The sequence below is a fragment of the Acidovorax sp. JHL-9 genome, assembly GCF_000426205.1.
GTDB classification, from domain to species: domain Bacteria; phylum Pseudomonadota; class Gammaproteobacteria; order Burkholderiales; family Burkholderiaceae_C; genus Acidovorax; species Acidovorax soli.
The window spans coordinates 22,411-42,116 of sequence record NZ_AUEX01000012.1; the positions used below are offsets into that span (position 1 = coordinate 22,411).

17 protein-coding genes are annotated in these 19,706 nt (G+C 68.7%); 7 read left to right on the plus strand and 10 right to left on the minus strand.

The window, feature by feature from the left end; all coding sequences use genetic code 11:
• Positions 1–3: 3 nt before the first annotated feature.
• From K225_RS0109550 to ruvA, 4 genes are read right to left on the minus strand one after another with little or no spacing between them, the layout of a single operon-like run.
• Positions 4–1,302 (minus strand): efflux RND transporter periplasmic adaptor subunit, encoded by a 1,299-nt coding sequence (locus K225_RS0109550; protein ID WP_026436188.1) that lies wholly within the window; start codon positions 1,300–1,302, stop codon positions 4–6.
• 33 nt (positions 1,303–1,335) lie between these two features.
• Positions 1,336–2,394, minus strand: coding sequence for a Holliday junction branch migration DNA helicase RuvB (gene ruvB / locus K225_RS0109555; protein WP_026436189.1), 1,059 nt, complete (start codon positions 2,392–2,394; stop codon positions 1,336–1,338).
• 37 nt (positions 2,395–2,431) lie between these two features.
• Positions 2,432–3,898: a serine protease gene (locus tag K225_RS0109560; protein WP_026436190.1), complete on the minus strand. Its 1,467-nt coding sequence runs from the start codon at positions 3,896–3,898 to the stop codon at positions 2,432–2,434.
• Positions 3,899–3,930: 32 nt separating this feature from the next.
• Positions 3,931–4,506, minus strand: a complete 576-nt coding sequence (ruvA, locus tag K225_RS0109565; RefSeq protein ID WP_026436191.1) for a Holliday junction branch migration protein RuvA — start codon at positions 4,504–4,506, stop codon at positions 3,931–3,933.
• Between the two features lie 82 nt (positions 4,507–4,588).
• Between ruvA and K225_RS0109570 the strand changes: the two genes are divergently transcribed.
• The 3 genes from K225_RS0109570 to K225_RS0109580 all read left to right on the plus strand — a co-directional run bounded on the left by K225_RS0109570 (position 4,589) and on the right by K225_RS0109580 (position 6,936).
• Positions 4,589–5,548, plus strand: a complete 960-nt coding sequence (locus tag K225_RS0109570; RefSeq protein ID WP_026436192.1) for a PhoH family protein — start codon at positions 4,589–4,591, stop codon at positions 5,546–5,548.
• 64 nt (positions 5,549–5,612) lie between these two features.
• Positions 5,613–6,071, plus strand: a complete 459-nt coding sequence (ybeY, locus tag K225_RS0109575) for an rRNA maturation RNase YbeY (protein WP_026436193.1) — start codon at positions 5,613–5,615, stop codon at positions 6,069–6,071.
• 124 nt (positions 6,072–6,195) lie between these two features.
• Positions 6,196–6,936, plus strand: coding sequence for a sulfite exporter TauE/SafE family protein (locus tag K225_RS0109580; RefSeq protein WP_026436194.1), 741 nt, complete (start codon positions 6,196–6,198; stop codon positions 6,934–6,936).
• A gap of 10 nt (positions 6,937–6,946) precedes the next feature.
• Here K225_RS0109580 and mgtA read toward each other — a convergent pair whose 3' ends face one another.
• The 5 genes from mgtA to K225_RS0109605 all read right to left on the minus strand — a co-directional run bounded on the left by mgtA (position 6,947) and on the right by K225_RS0109605 (position 13,272).
• Complete coding sequence (gene mgtA, locus K225_RS20665; protein ID WP_051248844.1) at positions 6,947–9,508, minus strand: magnesium-translocating P-type ATPase; 2,562 nt, start codon at positions 9,506–9,508, stop codon at positions 6,947–6,949.
• 29 nt (positions 9,509–9,537) lie between these two features.
• Positions 9,538–9,984, minus strand: coding sequence for a universal stress protein (locus K225_RS0109590; RefSeq protein WP_026436195.1), 447 nt, complete (start codon positions 9,982–9,984; stop codon positions 9,538–9,540).
• A gap of 77 nt (positions 9,985–10,061) precedes the next feature.
• Positions 10,062–10,529, minus strand: coding sequence for a D-aminoacyl-tRNA deacylase (gene dtd / locus K225_RS0109595; protein ID WP_026436196.1), 468 nt, complete (start codon positions 10,527–10,529; stop codon positions 10,062–10,064).
• Positions 10,526–11,935 carry an ATP-dependent RNA helicase DbpA gene (gene dbpA / locus K225_RS0109600; protein ID WP_026436197.1) on the minus strand — a complete coding sequence of 470 codons (1,410 nt, stop codon included), beginning with the start codon at positions 11,933–11,935 and terminating at the stop codon, positions 10,526–10,528. Before dbpA ends, dtd begins: the two co-directional genes overlap by 4 nt.
• Before the next feature lie 56 nt (positions 11,936–11,991).
• A complete protein-coding gene (locus K225_RS0109605; RefSeq protein ID WP_026436198.1) occupies positions 11,992–13,272 on the minus strand; it encodes an MgtC/SapB family protein in 1,281 nt (426 codons plus the stop codon).
• Between the two features lie 213 nt (positions 13,273–13,485).
• On the opposite strand from K225_RS0109605, the gene K225_RS0109610 reads away from it, so the two are divergent.
• The 3 genes from K225_RS0109610 (at position 13,486) to K225_RS0109620 (ending at position 17,059) form a co-directional block, all read left to right on the plus strand.
• Positions 13,486–14,967 carry an AMP nucleosidase gene (locus K225_RS0109610; RefSeq protein ID WP_026436199.1) on the plus strand — a complete coding sequence of 494 codons (1,482 nt, stop codon included), beginning with the start codon at positions 13,486–13,488 and terminating at the stop codon, positions 14,965–14,967.
• 158 nt (positions 14,968–15,125) lie between these two features.
• Entirely contained in the window at positions 15,126–16,067 is a 942-nt protein-coding gene (locus K225_RS0109615; RefSeq protein ID WP_026436200.1) for an ATP-binding cassette domain-containing protein, read from the plus strand.
• A 155-nt stretch (positions 16,068–16,222) separates the two neighbouring features.
• The gene (locus K225_RS0109620) at positions 16,223–17,059 is read left to right on the plus strand and encodes an ABC transporter permease (protein ID WP_026436201.1); all 837 of its coding nucleotides are present in this window, start codon (positions 16,223–16,225) and stop codon (positions 17,057–17,059) included.
• A 73-nt stretch (positions 17,060–17,132) separates the two neighbouring features.
• Here K225_RS0109620 and K225_RS0109625 read toward each other — a convergent pair whose 3' ends face one another.
• Positions 17,133–18,722 (minus strand): GMC family oxidoreductase, encoded by a 1,590-nt coding sequence (locus K225_RS0109625; RefSeq protein ID WP_026436202.1) that lies wholly within the window; start codon positions 18,720–18,722, stop codon positions 17,133–17,135.
• Between the two features lie 116 nt (positions 18,723–18,838).
• On the opposite strand from K225_RS0109625, the gene K225_RS0109630 reads away from it, so the two are divergent.
• Entirely contained in the window at positions 18,839–19,687 is an 849-nt protein-coding gene (locus K225_RS0109630; protein ID WP_026436203.1) for a 3-hydroxybutyryl-CoA dehydrogenase, read from the plus strand.
• The last annotated feature ends 19 nt before the right edge of the window (positions 19,688–19,706 follow it).

The window sequence follows — 19,706 nt, forward strand, 5'->3', positions numbered from 1 at the left end:
CGCTCAGCGGCCCATGGCATTGGTCAGCGCAGAGCCAGCATCGCCCCCCTGCGCTTTGCCCGGCGCGCCGGCCCCAGGCGCCGCAGAGCCCGCGGTCCATTCCACCGGACGCGCACGCACACGGTCGCCCGCCTGCAGGGTGCCGCCGCGCAGCACGGTGTCGCCCTCCGCCAGGCCGTCCAGCACCTCCACGGCATCCAGCGTGCGCAGGCCCAGCCGCACGCTGCGGGCCTGGGCGCGCCCATCCTGCAGCACCAGCACGCTGCCGGCATCGCCCACCACCGCGCCGCGCAAGGCCGCCTGGGGCAGCACCAGGGCGGTTTCGCGCCGGGCGGTCTCCACCTCGACCGACAGGGTCATGTCCTCGCGCAGATAGGCGGGGGCCTGCCCGTCCAATGCAAACTTCACCTCGATGGCGCCGCGCTGGGCATCCACCGCCGGCGCAATGGACAGCACGCGCGCCGCGAAGCGCTGGCCGGCAAACGCATCGGCCACCACCGAGGCCTTCTGGCCCGGCTGCAGCTGGTCCAGAAACCGCTCGTCCACCTGGGCCACCAGCTGGGTCGGCCCGGCCAGCGCCAGGCTGAGCAAGGCCTTGCCGGGCTGCACGATCTGCCCGGGCTCGACCGCGCGCACCAGCACGCGGGCATCGCTGGGCGCCACCAGCGTGGCCTGCGCCAGGCGGGCCTGGGCCGCCACGGTGGCCGCCCGAGCCAGCGCCAGCTGGGCCTGCGCCTGCGCCACGTCGGTGCCGGCATCGGCGTTGGCCTCGATCTGCGCCTGCGCACTGCGCTGCTGCGCCCGGGCCACATCGACCGCGCGGCGGGCTTCGTCGAGCTGCGCGGGGCTGTAAAAACCCTGCGCCACCAGCTGCTGCACCCGGGCCAGGCTGGCGCTGGCGGCCTGCAACGTAGCGTCGGCCTGGGCGCGTGCGGCCAGCGCGGCACTGCGGCCGCTGCTGCGCAGGCCCGCCAGCCGCGCCTGCGCCTGGCGCTCGGAGGCCACCGCCTGCGCCAGCGCGGCGCGCAGCTCGTCCGATTCGAGCTGCACCAGCACTTCGCCCTGGCGCACCTGCGCACCTTCGCGCACGCGCACCTGCGCCACCCGGCCGGTGACCGTGCTGCCCACATCCGCGCGCGACAGCGTGGCCACGCGGGCCGAGAACTGCAGGGTGCGCACCAGCGGGGCCGACTGCACCGTCAGCGCATCGACCTGCGGGCCGCGCAGCGCCAAGGCCGCCACACCGGCAGCCACCAGCAACACGGCGGAGCCCAATGCCACGGCAAGCCAGCGGCGCTTCACGGCAAATACCTCAATGCCATGGGTGCGCTTCGATCATTCGGAGAAAAGCCCACCCGCCGCCTGCGGGGGCGTGACGCCCAGGTGGCGATAGGCGGCCAGCGTGGCAATGCGCCCGCGCGGCGTGCGCTGCAGGTAGCCCTGCTGGATGAGATAGGGCTCGATCACGTCCTCAATGGTGCCCGCCTCTTCGCCAATGCTGGCGGCGATGTTGTCCAGGCCCACGGGGCCGCCGTCAAAGCGGTGGATCAGGGCCTCCAGCAGCTTGCGGTCCATCACGTCAAAGCCCTGCGGGTCCACGTCGAGCATGGCCAGCGCGCGGTTGGCGATGTCGCGCGTGATGCGGCCCGAGCCCTTCACCTCGGCGTAGTCGCGCACGCGGCGCAGCAGCCGGTTGGCGATGCGCGGCGTGCCGCGCGAGCGCCGCGCCAGCTCGAAGCCGCCTTCGTCATCCATGGGCGTGCCCAGCAGGCCGGCACTGCGCTTGACGATGCGCGCCAGCTCCTCGGGCGTGTAGAACTCCAGCCGCGCAACGATGCCGAAGCGGTCGCGCAGCGGGTTGGTGAGCATGCCGGCGCGCGTGGTGGCACCCACCAGCGTGAAGGGCTGCAGGTCGAGCTTGATGCTGCGCGCCGCCGGGCCTTCGCCGATCATGATGTCGATCTGGTAGTCCTCCAGCGCGGGGTACAAAATTTCCTCGACCACCGGGCTCAGGCGGTGGATCTCGTCGATGAACAGGACGTCGTTCTTTTCCAGGTTGGTCAGCAGCGCCGCCAGGTCCTTGGGTTTCTCCAGCACCGGCCCGCTGGTCTGGCGCAGGTTCACGCCCAGTTCGGCCGCGATGATGTGGCTCAGCGTGGTCTTGCCCAGGCCGGGCGGGCCGAACAGCAGCACATGGTCCAGCGCCTCGTCGCGCTTCTTGGCCGCGCCGATGAAGATTTCGAGCTGCTCGCGCGCCTTGGCCTGGCCCACGTATTCCTGCAGCAGCTTGGGGCGCAGAGCGCGCTCGATGGCCTCTTCCTGCGGCGATGCGGGTGCGGCGGAGATCACGCGCTTGGGCGGCGCGGGGGCGAAATCGTCGGTCTGGATGGTCATGCCATGTGCGGCCCCTGCGGGCGGTTGGGGTGCCGGTTCATGGCGCCGGTTTCAGCCAGTTCTTGAGGGCAGCCTGGAATGCCAGGTCATAACGGCCGTAGTAGTCGTAGCTGGCGGGATTCTGGCAACTCGCGGCACCGCCCAGCAGCTGCCCTGCCACGTAGCGCTTGCTGCCAATGGGCAGGAACAGGCTGGAGCCACTGCTGCCACCCTCGGTGGTACCGGCATTCCAGCCCACAGCCAGAAAGCGCCCATCCTGTGGTGTGCTGACCTGGCAGGTCTCAAAGGTGCAGTTGTTGAACTGCTTCACCGCCCCCTCGCTGAGCTTTTGCAGATCGCCCTGGGGGTGGTGGATGCCGGCCATGCCGGCGCCCACGGCCACGGCGCCAAAATAGGAGCCGGCAAACACGATACCGTCCGGTGGCGCTGCGTTGAGCCGCATGAACGATGTGTCGGTAGCCTCCTGCGCGTACAGCAGGGTTGCACCGCCATGCAGGCGCCGCGCGCCCGCGTTGACCTCGGTGGTGTTGCAAGCGGCCGATCGGTAGAACCAGTCGGTCGTCACGGAAGACGCCGCCGTCTGCGTGGAAACGCAGTGGTTGGCGCTCAGAAAATACGGGGTGGCACTCGACTGTGCATCGTTGAGCAGCGTACCCGTGCAGACGAAGGTGCTGCCGTTGTTCACAAAAATCATGCGCGCCACCGAACGGCTTTCGCTGCTGTATTCGGGCCGGCATGACACGTCGATATTGCAGGTGGCCGCCTCGCCCACCTTGGTCAGGCTGTTTTGCGCCGCACGCTCCGGTGAAACAAAAAAGTGCGACAGCGTGGGCACGGCGATGTCGAGCTGGTCCAGGTCGGCGCTGGCCGGCAGCTCCAGCTCCAGCGTGGTCTCGGCGCCGCCGAAATCGGGACTCCAGTAGGTGCGGGCCGCATCACCCGTGTCTCCCGCCTGCAGGTTGCGCGCCAGGGTGCCCAGCACCTCCTGGCCCGACACCTCGAACTCCGCATCACCGCCCTTCGCATAAAACCGCAGCGTGGTGCCCGCCGGCAGCGAACGCACCAGCAGCCCCAGGCGCACGCCCTGCGCACCTTCCGCCACAAAGCGGATGGCGGCACGCTGCGTGCCCCGGTCGGTGGGAGACCACTGCAACTGGCCCCGCAGGCCCGATGAAGTGGCCGTGGCGTTCACCTCCCGGGCCAGGCCAATTTGCTGGCGCATGCCGCTGCCCAGGGTGGGCGCTGCCTTTTTCTGCAGAGGCTGCAGCACCGTGGCCGCCAGCGGCCCCAGCCGCACGGGCGTGGCCTGCGGTGCACGCCCGGCAGTGCGCAACGGGGATGCCGCTGCCTTCGCCGCCTTGCCCAGGCTCGGGTCATAGGGCTCGATCCGGTCTGCCGCCGTCGCGTCTGGCGCTGGCGAGCCACCACCACCGCCACCGCAAGCGACCAACAGCAGCGCTGCAGCCGCAGCGCACACCCAATGCATCGAATACTGGAGCTTCATTGCCATCTCCTCCTGAAATCTCAGGGTTGGGTTTATTTCGCCAGCGCCTTGAGCGCCAGCTTGATGCCGTCACTCACGCCCACATCCGGCGGCAGGGCCTTCAGGGCCGCGGCCGCTTCCTTGTCGTTGTAGCCCAGTGCCAGCAGCGCCTGCAGGATGTCGGCTTGCGCCTCGCTGGTGGCGTTGGCGTGCGCCGTGCCCATGTCGGCGCCCAGCTTGCCCTTGAGTTCCAGCAGCAGGCGCTCTGCGGTCTTCTTGCCGATGCCCGGCACCTTGACGAGGCGACCCGCCTCCTGCAGCGTGATGGCCTGCGCCAGCTCGCCCACGCCCATGCCCGAGAGGATGGACAGCGCCGTGCGCGGGCCCACGCCACTGATCTTGATGAGTTCGCGGAACGCCTGCCGCTCGGGCACCGTGGCAAAGCCATACAGCAGCTGTGCATCCTCGCGCACGATGAACTGCGTGAGCAGGCCCACGCGCTCGCCCACGGCGGGCAGGTTGTAGAAGGTGCTCATGGGCACATGCACCTCGTAGCCCACACCGTGGCAGTCGAGCAGCACCTCGGGCGGGTTCTTCTCCAGCAGGGTGCCGGTCAATTTGCCTATCATGGATGTCCTTTGCCGGCGAATTCAGCCACTGCTGCGCCGTCATTCTTGCCGTATTTTCCTTTGCCTGACTGGAATTATCCGCGTGATCCTGCGCCACACCTTCACTCCCCACAACAACACCCGGCTGACGCACCTGTGCGGACCGGCCGACGTGCACCTGCGCACCATCGAGATTGCGCTGTCGGTGAACATTGCGCACCGGCACGAGCAGTTCAAGGTGGACGGCCCCAAGGCCAAGGCCACGCAGGCCATGGAACTGCTGCAGGCCCTGTACGAGATGGCCGAGCGTCCCATCACCGAAGACTACCTGCAGCTCATGCTGGCCGGCGATGCCGCGCTGGTGGAAGTGCCCGAGGGCGCCATCGTGCTCAACACCCGCCGGGCCGACCTGCGCGGGCGCACGCCCACGCAGAACCTGTACCTCGAAAACATCGCCGCGCACGACATCACCTTCGGCATCGGCCCGGCCGGCACGGGCAAGACCTACCTGGCCGTGGCCTGCGCCGTGGATGCACTGGAACGCAGCGCCGTGCAGCGCATCGTGCTGACCCGCCCCGCCGTGGAGGCGGGCGAGCGCCTGGGCTTCCTGCCGGGCGACCTGGCGCAGAAGGTGGACCCGTATCTGCGGCCGCTGTACGACGCGCTCTACGAACTGATGGGCTACGACAAGGTGCAAAAGGCCTTCGAGCGCAACGCCATCGAGATCGCCCCGCTGGCCTTCATGCGCGGGCGCACGCTGAACAATGCCTTCGTGATCCTGGACGAAGCCCAGAACACCACGCCCGAGCAGATGAAGATGTTCCTCACCCGCATCGGCTTTGGCGCCAAGGCCGTGGTCACGGGCGACGTGAGCCAGATCGATTTGCCCAAGGGCGCGATGAGCGGCCTGATCGACGCCGAGCGGGTGCTCAAGCGCGTGAAAGGCATCGCCGTGACGCGCTTCACCAGTGCCGACGTGGTGCGCCACCCGCTGGTGGCGCGCATCGTGGACGCCTATGACGCGTCCCGCCGCGCGCCACCCGTGCGCAGCCGTGCCAGTTAAAACGCCTGTTTCAATCGCTGCCAGCGCTTGATGCATGAGCGCTAGAGGCCAAAAAAGATCAAGAATGTCTCTCCACCAACTCTCCCTGTCGCTGCAGTTTGGCCGTTTTGACGGCGCCGCCGCCCACCGCGCCGTGCTGCCGCGCCACAAGGTCACGCGCTGGATCCGCCACGCGCTGGCCAGCGATGCCGAAATCACCGTGCGCATCGTCGATGCCGACGAAGGCCAGGCCCTGAACCGCGACTACCGGCACAAGGACTACGCCACCAATGTGCTCACCTTCGATTACACACAGGAGCCCGTGGTGACGGCCGACCTGGTGCTCTGCGCCCCCGTGGTCGAGCGCGAGGCGCGCGAGCAGAACAAGAGCCTGGAGGAGCACTACGCCCACCTGCTGGTGCACGGCACCCTGCACGCCCAGGGCTGGGACCACGAAACCAGCGAAGCAGATGCGCAGGAGATGGAGGACTACGAAACTGCCATCCTGCAGGAACTGGGGTTTGCCGACCCTTACGCGAAATAGCGCCGGGCGCAGGATGGCCCACGGCAAAGTAATTCCACCTTTTTTGCACACAATCAACCGCAAACAACGGCTTGTCTCCACCTAAGATCGCCGCAATAACCCGGCGCTCGCGCCCCCCGAAGACATGCTGGAAACCGCCCTGCTGCTTGCCGCCGCCTTCGTGGCCGGTGCCCTCAATGCCGTTGCCGGAGGCGGCAGCTTTCTGACCTTGCCCGCCCTGGTCTTCACCGGTGTGCCGCCCGTGGTGGCCAACGCCACCGGCACCGTGGCCCTGCTGCCGGGCTACCTGGCGGGCGCCTGGGGCTTTCGCGAAGACACGGCCCCGCCACCCGGGCTGTCGATGCGCCTGCTGGTGGTGCTGTCGCTCATCGGCGGCGCGGCGGGCGCGGCGCTGCTGCTGTTCACGCCCGACGCCACCTTCCGCCGCGTCGTGCCCTGGCTGCTCCTGGCGGCCACGGCGCTGTTTGCGTTCGGACCGCAGTTGCGCAAGGTGCTGGCCGGCGGTCGGCCTTCGACCGCCAAGGCCACCGTGGGCGTGCTGGCCGTGGCGGCCTACGGCGGCTATTTCAACGGCGGCCTGGGCATCTTGCTGCTGGCGCTGTTCGGGCTGCTCGGGCAGACGAACCTCCACGCCATGAACGGCCTGAAGAACTGGGTGTCGGCCCTGCTCACCGCGATTGCGGTGGCCATTTACGCCGCAGGCGGCCTGGTGCTGTGGCCGCAGGCGCTGATGATGATGGTGGCCGCCACCGCAGGCGGCTACGGCGGCGCGCGCATGGCGCGGCGGATTCCGGCGCCCATGTTGCGCTGGGGCATCGTGGCGACGGGGCTGGTGATGGCCGCCCTGTTCTTCTGGCGCCAGTAAGCCCTGGCAGTCATCGGGTCAACGCCGTGGCACGACCGGCCGGCCAGGCCAGCGCCCTGGCCTTGAGCCACTGCGCGCAGACCAGATAGAGCAGCACCAGCGCGCCCATGCCCGCCAGCATGTCGGCCGGTGGCACCACGAAGCCGAACCAGGCGCCCACCGGCGTGAACGGCAGCACCATGGCCACCAGCAAGGCCATGAGCGAGGACGCCACCAGGGCCGGGTGCGGTAGATCCCGCCACGGCCGGACGCGGGTGCGGATGATGAAGATCACCAGGATCTGCGTGGCCATGGACTCCATGAACCACAGCGTGCGAAATTCCTCAGGCGTTGCATGAAACAGCCACAGCAGCCCACCAAAGGTGGCCAGATCGAACAGCGACGACAGCGGGCCCATGGTGCCGGCAAAGCGCAGCAGGCCCTGCATGTCCCACACCTGCGGCCGGGCAATGGCCTCGGGGCGCACGGTGTCGAGCGGAATACCGATCTCCGAGAAGTCGTAGAGCAGGTTGTTCAGCAGGATCTGCGTGGGCAGCATGGGCAGGAACGGCAGGAACAGCGAGGCCACCGCCATCGACAGCATGTTGCCGAAGTTGGAGCTGGCACCCATGCGCACATATTTGAGGATGTTGACAAAGGTGCGCCGCCCCTCCTCCACGCCATCGGCCACCACTTCCAGGTCGGACGCCAGCAGGATCATGTCGGCAGCCGCCTGGGCCACGCCGCTGGCCCCCTCCACCGACAGCCCGATGTCGGCCACCTTGAGCGCGGGGGCATCGTTGATGCCGTCGCCCAGAAAGCCCGCCACCGCGCCGCGCGACTGGAGCGCCCGCACAATGCGCGCCTTCTGGTCGGGCGCGAGGCGGGCATAGATGTCCACCGACTGTGCCTGCACCGCCAGCGCATCGTCGGTGAGGGCGGCGACGTCGGCGCCGGTCAGCACCCGGTCGGCGGGCAAGCCCACCTGCTGCGCCAGCCGCTGCACCACGATGGGGTCATCGCCCGAAAGGATCTTCAGGCGCACGCCGGCCGCCGACAGCCGGGCGATAGCCGCCGCCGCCGTGGGTTTGGCCGGGTCGGCAAAGGCGCACAGGCCTTCGAAGACCAGATCCGTTTCATCGGCCGGCGACAGCGGCACCGCCCTGTCGGCAGCGCCCGCCCGCTGGCGCGAGGCCACGGCCACCACGCGCAACCCCTCCTGGGCCAGTGCGTGCACCCTTTGCAAGCCCTCGGCCCGCCCGGCGTCGCCCAGGGGCTGCACCTCGCCCCCCAGGCGGTGGCGCGTGCACAGGGCCAGCACGGCCTCGGGCGCACCCTTGACGATGAGCAGGCGCTCATGCGGTCCCTCGGCCCACACGCTGCCCAGGCGCCGGTTGAAATCAAACGCGTGCCGCTGCAGCAGTGTCCAGCCCTGCGCCGCATCGGGGTGGCTGGCCAGCAGCGCCGCATCCAGCGCCCCGCGGTCGCCTCCCAGGCTGGCAGCCATGGCACCGAGCCGGGCCGCCAGCGGGCTGCTCTGCCCGGCAGCATCCAGGCTGCGCGACAGGGCAATCTCGGCGCTGGTCAGGGTGCCGGTCTTGTCGGTGCACAGCACCGTCATCGCGCCCAGGTCATGAATGGCGGCCAGCCGCTTGACGATGACCTTGCGCCCCGCCATGCGCAAGGCGCCACGCGCCAGCGTCACGGTGGTGATCATGGGCAGCAGCTCGGGCGTGAGGCCCACGGCCAGCGCCACCGCAAACATCAGCGATTCGAGCACCGGGCGGCCAAACAGCATGTGCGTGGCCAGCACCACCACCACAAGCGCCAGCGTGAGGCGGGCGGTGACCAGGCCAAAGGCATGCATGTCGCGCTGGAAGGCGGAGACTTCCTGCCCCTCGCCCAGCACCGCAGCAGCCGCGCCAAACAGGGTGTTGCGGCCGGTGCCCACCACCAGCGCCCGCGCCTCGCCCGTCTGGGCGACCGCACCGCGAAACAGGGCATTGCAGGCCTCGCCCGCCGAGGAAGTGGTCACCACGCCGGGGCGCTTTTCCACCGGGTAGGGCTCGCCGGTCAGGGCTGCCTCGCCAGCCGTGAAGGCCTCGCTGTCCAGCACCAGGGCATCGGCCGCGATGATGTCGCCGGCGCGCACGCGCATCACATCGCCGGGCACCACTTCTTCCACCGGCACCTGGCGAAAGGTGCCGTCCCGCAGTACCTCGGCCCGCAGTGCCACGGCGCGGCGCAGCATCTCGGCGGCGCGGTTGGCCCGGCCTTCCTGCACGGTGTCGAGTCCGATCGACAGCCCCAGGATGGTCACGATGATGCCACCGCCCACGCCATCGCCCGTGGCCACCGACACCGCGCCCGCGCCCAGCAGGATCAGCGACAGCGGCTCGCGCAGCCGCCTGCCAATGGCCGCCAGCAATCCCCTGGCCTGCGGCGGTGCATCGGCGTTGGGGCCATGGCGGGCCAGCCGGGCCTGTGCCTGGGCCTCGCTCAGGCCGTCAGGGCCGCACTGCAGTTGTTCGCACAGGGCCTGCGCGGACAGGTTCCAGAAATGCGGCGATGCAGCCCGCGGAGCATGCGCCATGGTTCGCTTATTTCAGGAACAGGCCAGGTTCAGGCGCCGCGCACCAGCAGCACGGGCACCGGCGACTGGCGCAGCACCTGCTCGGCATCGCTGCCCAGCAGCATGCGGCCCACGCCACGGCGGCCATGGGTGCCCAGCACAATGAGCTGCGCACCCCATTCCCTGGCCTTGGTGATCACGAGGTCGCTCACACGCCCGGCATAGCTTTCGTACAGCTCGCTCTCCACCGGCACCCCGGCGGCACGCACCCGGTTCTGGGCGTCCTGCAGCACCTCCTGGCCGGCCTTCTTGAGCGACTCGAACACTTCTGCGGTCAGCGCCATGCTCGACTCGAAGCTCGTCATGAACGAGATTTCGTCCACCACATGCAAAAGCCGTATCGTCGAGCCCATCACCCGCGCCAGGGCAATCGCCTCCTGCAGCCCCGCCAGCGAGGTGGCGCTGCCATCCACGGGAACCAGAATCTTTTCGTACATGGAAAACTCCTGCGAAAAAATACATGGTAGTCCTGTCCATCCCGGTTGGGATGACAGCGGTAGGGGCGCCAGTGCAATCAACCGGCGGCAGGCGCCACGCGCAGGGGAATCGTCACCGGCCCGTCGTTCACCAGATGGACCTGCATGTCGGCGGCAAACTGGCCGGTGGCCACCGTGGCATGTGCAGCACGGGCCTGCGCCACCAGGTAGTCATAGAGCCTGCGCCCGTCATCTGGCGCCGCCGCCTGCGTGAAGCTGGGGCGGTTGCCACCCGTGGTGTCGGCCGCCAAAGTGAACTGGCTGACCAGCAGCAAGCCGCCGGCCATGCCCTGGCCGTCCAGGTCCTGCACGCTGCGGTTCATCTTGCCCGCGTCGTCACTGAAGATGCGCAGCTTCAGAAGTTTGGCCAGCAACCTGTCGGCCTCGGCCTCGGTGTCGCCGCGCTCGGCGCACACCAGCACCAGCAGGCCGGGGCCAATGGCCCCCACGACTTGCCCATCCACCTCCACGCGCGCCTGCCGCACGCGCTGCAGCAGGCTGATCACGCTTCGCCCGTCACCAGCCGCGCCTTGACGGTCTTGCCCTTGACGCGCCCGCTGTTCAGGCGCTGGACGGCCTGGGCGCCGATGGCGCGGTCCACCGCCACATAGGTGGAAAAGTCATTCACGTTGATCTTGCCGATCTGCGCGCGGGTGTAACCCATGTCGCCGGTCAGCGCGCCCAGCACGTCGCCCGCGCGGATCTTCTCCTTGCGGCCGCCGATGATCTGGAGGGTGACCATGGGCGGCACCAGCGGGCCGCTGCCCGTGGGCGCGAGGTCGGCCAGCGGGAACCAGCGCGATTCGCGGCCCTGCAGCTGCTCGATCTTGCCCACGCTGCCCATCTCGTCCAGGCTGGCCAGGTTCAGCGCCAGGCCCTCGGCATCGCCCCGGCCCGTGCGGCCGATGCGGTGGATGTGCACCTCGGGGTCGGGCGTCACGTCCACATTGATCACAGCGGCCAGGTTGGCAATGTCGAGCCCCCGCGCTGCCACGTCGGTGGCCACCAGCACCGAGCAGCTCTTGTTGGCAAACTGCACCAGCACCTGGTCGCGCTCGCGCTGCTCCAGCTCGCCAAACAGCGCCAGCGCGCTGAAGCCCTGGGCCTGCAGCACGGCCACGAGGTCGCGGCACTGCTGCTTGGTGTTGCAGAACGCGATGGAGGATTCGGGCCGGAAGTGGTTGAGCAGCAGCGACACCGCATGCAGGCGCTCGCTGTTCTTCACCTCGTACCAGCGCTGCTCGATCTTGCCCTCGGCATGCTGGGCCTGCACGGTGATCTGCACGGGCGACTGCATGAACTGGGCGCTGAGCTTGGCGATGCCTTCGGGGTAGGTCGCCGAGAACAGCAGGGTCTGGCGCTGTGCGGGGCACTGGCGGGCCACGGTGGCGATGTCGTCGAAGAAGCCCATGTCGAGCATGCGGTCGGCCTCATCGAGTACCAGGGTGTTCAGCGCCTCCAGCGTGAGGTGCTGGCGTTCCAGGTGGTCCATCACGCGTCCGGGCGTGCCCACCACGATGTGGGCGCCATGCTCCAGGCTCAGCATCTGGCCGCGCAGCGGCACGCCGCCGCACAAGGTCACGACCTTGATGTTTTCCTCCGCGCGCGCCAGGCGGCGGATCTCGGTGGTCACCTGGTCGGCCAGCTCGCGCGTGGGGCACAGCACCAGGGCCTGCACCGCAAAACGGCGGGGGTTGAGCTTGGCCAGCAGGGCCAGGGCAAACGCGGCGGTCTTGCCGCTGCCGGTGCTGGCCTGGGCGATCAGGTCCTTGCCCAGCAGCGCAGGCGGCAGGCTGGCCGCCTGGATGGGCGTCATTTGCGTGTAGCCCAGCTGCTGCAGGTTGGCCAGCATGGCAGGGCTGAGGGCCAGCGTGCTGAAATCAGTGCGGGCTTGGTTGTCTTTGGAGGTCATGGGCCGATTATCCGGTGCCCCTGTCCTGGCCAGGGTACCCCAGCACCCGCGGATGGCTATTGCAGGGCCAGCAGCACCCCCACAAAGGCCAGCGTGTGCGCCAGAATGCCCGGCGCCACGGCCAGCGCATAGCGCCAGCCGCCGATGGCCAGCGCCACCGCGCTTTTGCTGCCGGCATGCACCAGCAGCGCCACCATCAGCGCAGACGCAATGGCGGGTGCCGCAACGCTGTCCGGGCCGCCCCGCACCAGCACCGCGGCCGTGGCTGCGTGCACATCTGCCAGGGCCGCCAGCAGGGCACCGGCCAGCATGCCCGCATCGCCTTGCCATGCCGTCAGCAGGTGCACCCCCACCTGGATGCCCGTGAGCAGGGCCGCAATGAGCAAGGCGTCGCGCAGCTTGAACATGGGCATGTCGGGCAACATGCCGGCCACCGCCTCACCCTCGGCGGCGTGCGCGGGCACCTGCCGGTGCACCACACCGCGCCCGCCCCACCACCCCAGGGCCGCCGCAACACAGCCACCCGCCAGGGCGGGCAACCACAGCCGTGCCAGCCACTGGGGCTGCACCGTAGCGGCAACCACCACGATCTGGACCATGGTGGCCACGCACGACAGCACGGCAGCCGCCCCATGGACGCGCGGCGTGGCCTGCCCTGCACGCACCTCCATGCCGAGGCTGGCAATGGTGGCGGTGCTCGACACAAACCCCGACGCCAGCACCGACAGCGCCAGCGCATGGCGCGCCTGCATCAGCCGCTTGGCCACATGCGCCAGCGACTGGATCACCAGCAGCACGATGACCAGGCGCACCACCAGGCGCGGGTTCAGCGCCCCCTGCCACAAGGGCGTGTCGGGAGCCAGCGGATACACCAGCAGGGCCAGTGCCGCCAGAATGAGCCCGCTGCGCACCTCGCCGGGCTGCAGCCACTGGCTGGAGAACTGGTGCAACGCATCCCGCAGTGCCAGCAGCCCCGTCACCACCACTGCCAGCGCGGCGGCCAGCAACTGGTCGCGCGCGCAGGTCACCCCGATCAGGTAGGCCAGCAGCAGCGCGATTTCGGTGGTCACCCCCGGGTCGCCCGAGCGGTCGCGGGCATAGGCCACCACGGTCAAAGCGGCCACCAACGCGGCCCCGACCACCACCAGAGCCTCCATGGCCGTCAGCGCGGCCGCCGCCCCGCCAATGGACGCCAACGTGAACGACCGCACCCCGGCCGGCGCCCGGCCCGGCCCCTCGCCCTTGCGACGCTCGCGCTCGATACCCATGAGCAAACCGCATCCCGTCGCGCTCGCCAGCACGGCCAGTGCCGTGGAAAAACCTGCCAGATCCTGCATGGGGCTTGTGCACCTCTCTGTCAAACCATCGCTCATGGTGACACAACGGGCCGTTGGGCCGACGGCGCAGGTTCCACGTCCTGCGCAATTGCCCCGAGGCAGGCATCACGCAAGAACGTTTTGACGATCTCCCAGAGGCCGCGCAGCGGTCTTTGCTGGCCGGAATGCAGATCCCTGTCACACCGGCTGCGCCCGCGTGTGGACAATAGGCGCATGCCGCAGATCCCCGATTTCATCGCCCCCACCCGCCACACCGATCCCGCCGAAGCGCTGGCCCAGGTGCAGCGCATCTACCAGCAGCAGATCGGCCACCTGCGCACTGCCATGCAGCGTTTCGTGGCCGGCGAGACGCCTGACGGCGCCGTGCGCGCGTTCTACCCCTTCGTGCGCGTGCACACCACCACCGTGGCGCGGGCCGACAGCCAGCTGGCCTACGGCTTCGTGGAAGGCCCCGGTCGCTACGAAACCACCCTCACCCGCCCCGACCTGTTTGCCGATTACTACGCCGAGCAGTTCCGCCTGCTGCGCCACAGCCACGGCGTGGAGCTGGAGGTGGGCACCAGCGCCCACCCCATCCCCATCCACTTCTCGTTCGCCGAGCACGACCATGTGGAGGGCACGCTGAGCCCCGAGCGCCGCATGCTGATGCGCGACCTGTTCGACCTGCCCGACCTGGCCGCCATGGACGACGGCATCGCCAACGGCACCCACCGGCACCGCCCCGGCGAGGCGCAGCCGCTGTCGCTGTTCACCGCGCCGCGCGTGGACTATTCGCTGCACCGCCTGCGCCACTACACAGGCACGCAGCCCGAGTGGTTCCAGAACTTCGTGCTGTTCACCAACTACCAGTTCTACATCGACGAGTTCGTGCGCCTGGGCCACGCCGAAATGGCCAATCCGGACAGCGAATACATCGCCTTCATCGAGCCCGGCAACGTGGTCACGCGCCGCGCGGGCCTGGCCGCTGAAGATGGCGACGCGCTGGGCGCCGCCCCGCCGCGCCTGCCGCAGATGCCGGCCTACCACCTCATGCGCGCCGACCGCAGCGGCATCACCATGGTCAACATCGGCGTGGGCCCGGCCAACGCCAAGACCATCACCGACCACATCGCCGTGCTGCGCCCGCACGCCTGGATGATGCTGGGCCACTGCGCCGGCCTGCGCAACACCCAGCAGCTGGGCGACTACGTGCTGGCCCACGCCTATGTGCGCGAGGACCATGTGCTCGATGAAGAGCTGCCGCTGTGGGTGCCCATTCCGGCGCTGTCGGAGATCCAGCTGGCGCTGGAGCAGGCCGTGGCCGACGTCACGCGCATGGGCCGCGACGCACTCAAGCGCATCATGCGCACCGGCACCGTGGCCAGCACCGACAACCGCAACTGGGAGCTGCTGCCCGACAACCTGCCCCAGCGCCGCTTCAGCCAGAGCCGCGCCGTGGCCTTGGACATGGAAAGCGCCACCATCGCCGCCAACGGCTTCCGCTTCCGCGTGCCCTACGGCACCCTGCTGTGCGTGAGCGACAAGCCCCTGCACGGCGAGATCAAGCTGCCCGGCATGGCCAACCACTTCTACCGGGAACGCGTGGACCAGCACCTGCGCATCGGCATGCGCGCCGTCGAGATCCTGCGCCAGGGCGGCGTGCAGCGCCTGCACAGCCGCAAGCTGCGCAGCTTCGCCGAGGTGGCGTTCCAGTAGGCCCGCGCGTTGACACCGGGTGCCGGCGCGGCCGTCAATCACTTCGTTTCCAATAGCTGCCAGCGATTACCCGGAAACCGCTGCAGCCACTTGTCACACGAATCCGGCTGCTCCGACTTCCCGGCACGGGCACCCGGCAGATCGCCCACAATCGGCCCATGACGGAACTCTTCACCGCCTCGCAGCTGAGCAAGCGCTACGGCGACACCCTGGTGGTCGATGGTGTCTCGTTCGCCATTGCCCCCGGTGAATGCCTGGGCGTGATCGGCCCCAATGGCGCCGGCAAGACCACCACCATCCGCATGTGCCTGGGGCACACCGCCCCCGACGGCGGCAGCGTGCAGTTTGACCCGGGGACGGGCGCGCCCCCGCTGCTGATGCCCCGCGATGCCCTGGCCATCAAGGCCCAGCTGGGCGTGGTGACCCAGTTCGACACGCTGGACCCGGATTTCACCTGCGCCGAGAACCTGCGCGTGTTCGGCCGCTACTTCGGCCTCAAGGGCGCGGTGATGGACGAGCGCGTGCCTCTGCTGCTCGAATTCGCGGCGCTCACGCACAAGGCGCATGCCAGGCCCGGCGGGCTGTCGGGCGGCATGAAACGGCGCCTGTCGCTGGCCCGGGCGCTGGTGAACGACCCGCGCCTGCTACTGCTTGATGAACCCACCACGGGCCTCGACCCCCAGGCCCGCCACCTGATGTGGGAGCGCCTGCAACGGCTGCTGCAGCAGGGCAAGTCGATTTTGCTCACCACCCATTTCATGGACGAGGCCGAACGCCTGTGCTCCCGCCTGCTGGTGCTCGACCATGGCAGGAAGATCGCCGAGGGCCGCCCGCGCGAGCTGATCGCCCAGCACCTGGAGCCCGACGTGGTCGAGGTCTATGGCGTAGGTGCCGTGGCCCTGGCCCAGGACCATGGCCTGCGCGCGCTGGCCGCGCGCGTGGAGGTCAGCGGCGAGACCGTTTTCTTCTACACCCAGAACGCCCAGCCGCTGCTGCAGGCGCTGGGCCAGCAGGGCCATCTGCGCACACTGCACCGGCCGGCCAACCTGGAGGATCTGTTCCTCAAGCTCACCGGGCGGCAGATCCGGGAAGATGGTTGAGCGCACAGGATTCGCTTTCAAGTTAATAGCTATTTGCGCTTACAGGGCAGGCGCCACAGCCCTTTTAAACCGTTAAAAGTACGCCCATGCGGCGCGCCGGCAGTTGGCGCGCATGCGCTTGCCCACCCTTTGCCTGGCCGTCGCACAATCAGCCCATGCCTACTGCCTCGTCTACACCCGCCACCGCCGCCCCGCCCGCTGCGTCGGTGTGGCGCCCACCCCGCCTTTCCGCCCGCTGCTGGCCGGTGTTCCTGCGCAACCTGCTGGTGTGGCGCAAGCTGGCCGTCCCCAGCCTGGTGGGCAACATCGCCGAGCCGCTGATGTGGCTGGTGGCCTTTGGCTACGGCATGGGCGCGCTGGTGGGCGAGCTGAGCGTGGGCGGGCAAAAGGTGCCCTACATCCTGTTCCTGGCCAGCGGCTCGATCTGCATGAGCGCCATGAACGCCGCCAGCTTCGAGGCACTGTATTCGGCGTTCTCGCGCATGCATGTGCAGAAAACCTGGGACGGCATCATGAACGCGCCCATCAGCCTGGACGACGTGGTGCTGGCCGAGATGCTGTGGGCCGCGTTCAAGGCGCTGTTCACCGTGACCGCCATCATGGGCGTGATGCTGGCGCTCTCCATCAGCCACAGCCCCAAACTGCTGGTGGCCTGGCCGGTGCTGCTGGGGGTGGGCATCATGTTCTCCAGCATTGCGCTCATCTTCAACGCGCTGGCCCAGGGTTACGACTTCTTCACCTACTACTTCACGCTGGTGCTCACGCCCATGATGTTCCTGTCGGGCGTGTTCTTTCCGCGCGAGCAATTGCCGCCCATCGTGCACGCCATCTCCGACTGGCTGCCGCTGACCAATGCCGTCGAGCTGGTGCGGCCGCTGTTCATGGACCAGTGGCCCGACCACGCGCTGCGCCACGGGCTCGTGCTGGTGGTGACCACCGTGGTGGCCTTCTGGGTGGCGCTGGCGCTCACGCGCCGGCGGTTTCGCGTCTGAAATCGCTGGTTTTCATATCGCTGCCAGCGCTTTTCAGACAAGCCCTGCCGACCAGAATCCCCCTTATCCGGCCTTACGCCGCAGCGCGCAACAAATCCACCGCCTTTTCGGCAATCATCACCGTGGGTGCGTTGGTGTTGCCGCTGACGATGCGCGGCATGATGGACGCGTCCACCACGCGCAGGCCCGAGAGGCCATGCACGCGCAACTGGGCATCCACCACATCCAGCGGGCCCGGTCCCATGCGGCAGGAGCCCACGGGGTGGTAGATGGTGTCGGCATGCTGGCGGATGAACTGCTCGATCTGCGCATCGGTGCGGGCGCCGGCCGAGGCAGCCAGTTCCTTCGCGCCGAACCGCGCCAGCGCCGGTTGACCCAGGATGTGGCGCATCCGCTGCACACCGCGCACCATGCGCGCCATGTCGTCGGGATCGCTCAGGAAACGGGGGTCCACCAGCGGCAGCTGCAGCGGGTCCTTGCTGGCCAGCGAGACGGTGCCGCGGCTCCTGGGCTGCAGCGGGCAGACATGCGACGAGTAACCATGGCCCAGCACGGTCTTGCGGCCATGGTCCAGCAGCTTGCCGATCACGAAATGCAGTTGCAGATCAGGCGCCGGCTCGGAGGGATCGCTCTTGATAAAGCCCCCGGCCTCCGCGAAATTGGTCGTGAGCATGCCGGTGCGGCAGCGGCGCCACTGCAGCATGCCACGCACCACGTTCAGCATGCCGGGCAGCGACAGCCCGAACAGGTCGGTCAGGCCCGGCGCATCCATGACCTGCACCACGTCCGGATGGTCGTGCAGGTGTGCCCCCACGCCGGGCAGGTCGTGCTGCACCGCGATGCCATGGCGCTGCAGTGGTGCCCCCGGGCCGATGCCCGACAGCATCAGCAGCTGCGGCGACAGCAGCGCGCCGGCGCTCAGCAGCACCTCGCGCGCGGCCCGCACCTGGTGCAGCTGGCCGCCCTGGCGGTACTCCACACCCACGGCGCGGCGGCCCTCCAGCAGCACCCGCGTGGCATGCGCCTGGGTGATGACCTGCAGGTTGGGCCGCGCGAGGTGCGGGGTGAGATAGCCCTTGGCCACGCTGTGGCGCTCGCCGTTCTTGTGCGTGACCTGGTACAGGCCCACGCCTTCCTGCGTGGCGCCGTTGAAATCGGGGTTGTGCGGGTAGCCGGCCTGGACCCCGGCCTCGGTGAAAAGCTGGCTGAACCGGTGGGGCGCGCGCAGATCGGCCACGTTCAGCGGGCCACCCTGGCCATGCCATGCGTCCGCGCCGCGCTCGTTGTTTTCAGCGCGCAAAAAGTAGGGCTTGACATCGTCCCAGCCCCAGCCGGGGTTGCCCTGCTCCGCCCAGTGCTCGTAATCGGCAGGCTGGCCGCGCACGTACACCATGGCATTGATCGAACTCGAGCCCCCCAGCACCTTGCCCCGGGGCTGGCACCCCTGGCGCCCGTTGAGCGCGGGCTGCGGCGTGGTGGCCTGCCCCCAGCTGTTGCTTTCGAACTTCGCCATCACGGCCAGCCCGGCGGGGCAATGGATGAAAACGCTTTTGTCGGCGGGCCCTGCCTCCAGCAGGCACACGCGCACACCGGTGTCTTCGGTCAGGCGCCCTGCCAGCACGGCGCCGGCCGATCCGCCCCCGATCACGATGTAGTCGAACATGGATGCTTGTCTCTTCCGCCCTGTGGTGCGGCGGTCTGCGGACACGATAACCGAACGGAGATGCGCTCCCCTTACCATCTCGGCTGTCTGTTTCACTTATGAAGAGGGCTTTTTCTATGACGATTCAAACCGTTGGCATCATTGGCGCCGGCACCATGGGCAACGGCATCGCGCAGGCCTGCGCCGTGTCGGGCATCAGCGTGGTGATGGTGGATATTTCTGACGCCGCCGTGCAAAAAGGCCTGGCCACCGTGGCCGGCAGCCTGGACCGCCTGATCAAGAAGGAAAAGATCAGCGCCGCCGACAAGGATGCTGCCCTGGCGCGCATCAAGGTCTCCACCCGCTACGACGAACTCAAGGCCGCCCAGCTGGTGATCGAGGCCGCCACCGAGAACTACGAGCTCAAGCTCAAGATCCTCCAGCAGGTCGACGGCATCGTCGGCCCCGACGTGATCATCGCCTCCAACACCTCGTCGATCTCCATCACCAAGCTGGCCGCCGCCACCAGCCGCGCCGACAAGTTCATCGGCATGCACTTCTTCAACCCGGTGCCGATGATGGCGCTGGTGGAAATCATCCGCGGCCTGCAGACCAGCGATGCCACGCACGACGCAGTCAAGGCCATGGCCGTGGCGCTGGGCAAGAGCCCCATCACCGTCAAGAACAACCCCGGTTTTGTGGTCAACCGCATCCTGGTGCCCATGATCAACGAAGCCTTCTTCGTGCTGGCCGAAGGCCTGGCCACGCCCGAGGACATCGACGCCGGCATGAAGCTGGGCTGCAACCAGCCCATCGGCCCGCTGGCCCTGGCCGACATGGTGGGCCTCGATGTGTGCCTCGCGGTGATGGACGTGTACCTGGCCGAGTTTGGCGACAGCAAGTACCGCGCCTGCCCGCTGCTGCGCGAAATGGTGGCCGCTGGCCGCCTGGGCCGCAAGACCGGCCGGGGCGTTTACAGCTACTGAACCTTGCGGCGACGCGGGG

Coding starts and splice junctions, on each gene's coding strand:
- ruvB (WP_026436189.1), bottom strand. CDS start 2,394: ATGACCATCCAGACCGACGATTTCGCCCCCGCGCCGCCCAAGCGCGTG.
- K225_RS0109560 (WP_026436190.1), bottom strand. CDS start 3,898: ATGAAGCTCCAGTATTCGATGCATTGGGTGTGCGCTGCGGCTGCAGCG.
- ruvA (WP_026436191.1), bottom strand. CDS start 4,506: ATGATAGGCAAATTGACCGGCACCCTGCTGGAGAAGAACCCGCCCGAG.
- ybeY (WP_026436193.1), top strand. CDS start 5,613: ATGTCTCTCCACCAACTCTCCCTGTCGCTGCAGTTTGGCCGTTTTGAC.
- K225_RS0109580 (WP_026436194.1), top strand. CDS start 6,196: ATGCTGGAAACCGCCCTGCTGCTTGCCGCCGCCTTCGTGGCCGGTGCC.
- mgtA (WP_051248844.1), bottom strand. CDS start 9,508: ATGGCGCATGCTCCGCGGGCTGCATCGCCGCATTTCTGGAACCTGTCC.
- K225_RS0109590 (WP_026436195.1), bottom strand. CDS start 9,984: ATGTACGAAAAGATTCTGGTTCCCGTGGATGGCAGCGCCACCTCGCTG.
- dbpA (WP_026436197.1), bottom strand. CDS start 11,935: ATGACCTCCAAAGACAACCAAGCCCGCACTGATTTCAGCACGCTGGCC.
- K225_RS0109605 (WP_026436198.1), bottom strand. CDS start 13,272: ATGCAGGATCTGGCAGGTTTTTCCACGGCACTGGCCGTGCTGGCGAGC.
- K225_RS0109610 (WP_026436199.1), top strand. CDS start 13,486: ATGCCGCAGATCCCCGATTTCATCGCCCCCACCCGCCACACCGATCCC.
- K225_RS0109615 (WP_026436200.1), top strand. CDS start 15,126: ATGACGGAACTCTTCACCGCCTCGCAGCTGAGCAAGCGCTACGGCGAC.
- K225_RS0109620 (WP_026436201.1), top strand. CDS start 16,223: ATGCCTACTGCCTCGTCTACACCCGCCACCGCCGCCCCGCCCGCTGCG.
- K225_RS0109625 (WP_026436202.1), bottom strand. CDS start 18,722: ATGTTCGACTACATCGTGATCGGGGGCGGATCGGCCGGCGCCGTGCTG.
- K225_RS0109630 (WP_026436203.1), top strand. CDS start 18,839: ATGACGATTCAAACCGTTGGCATCATTGGCGCCGGCACCATGGGCAAC.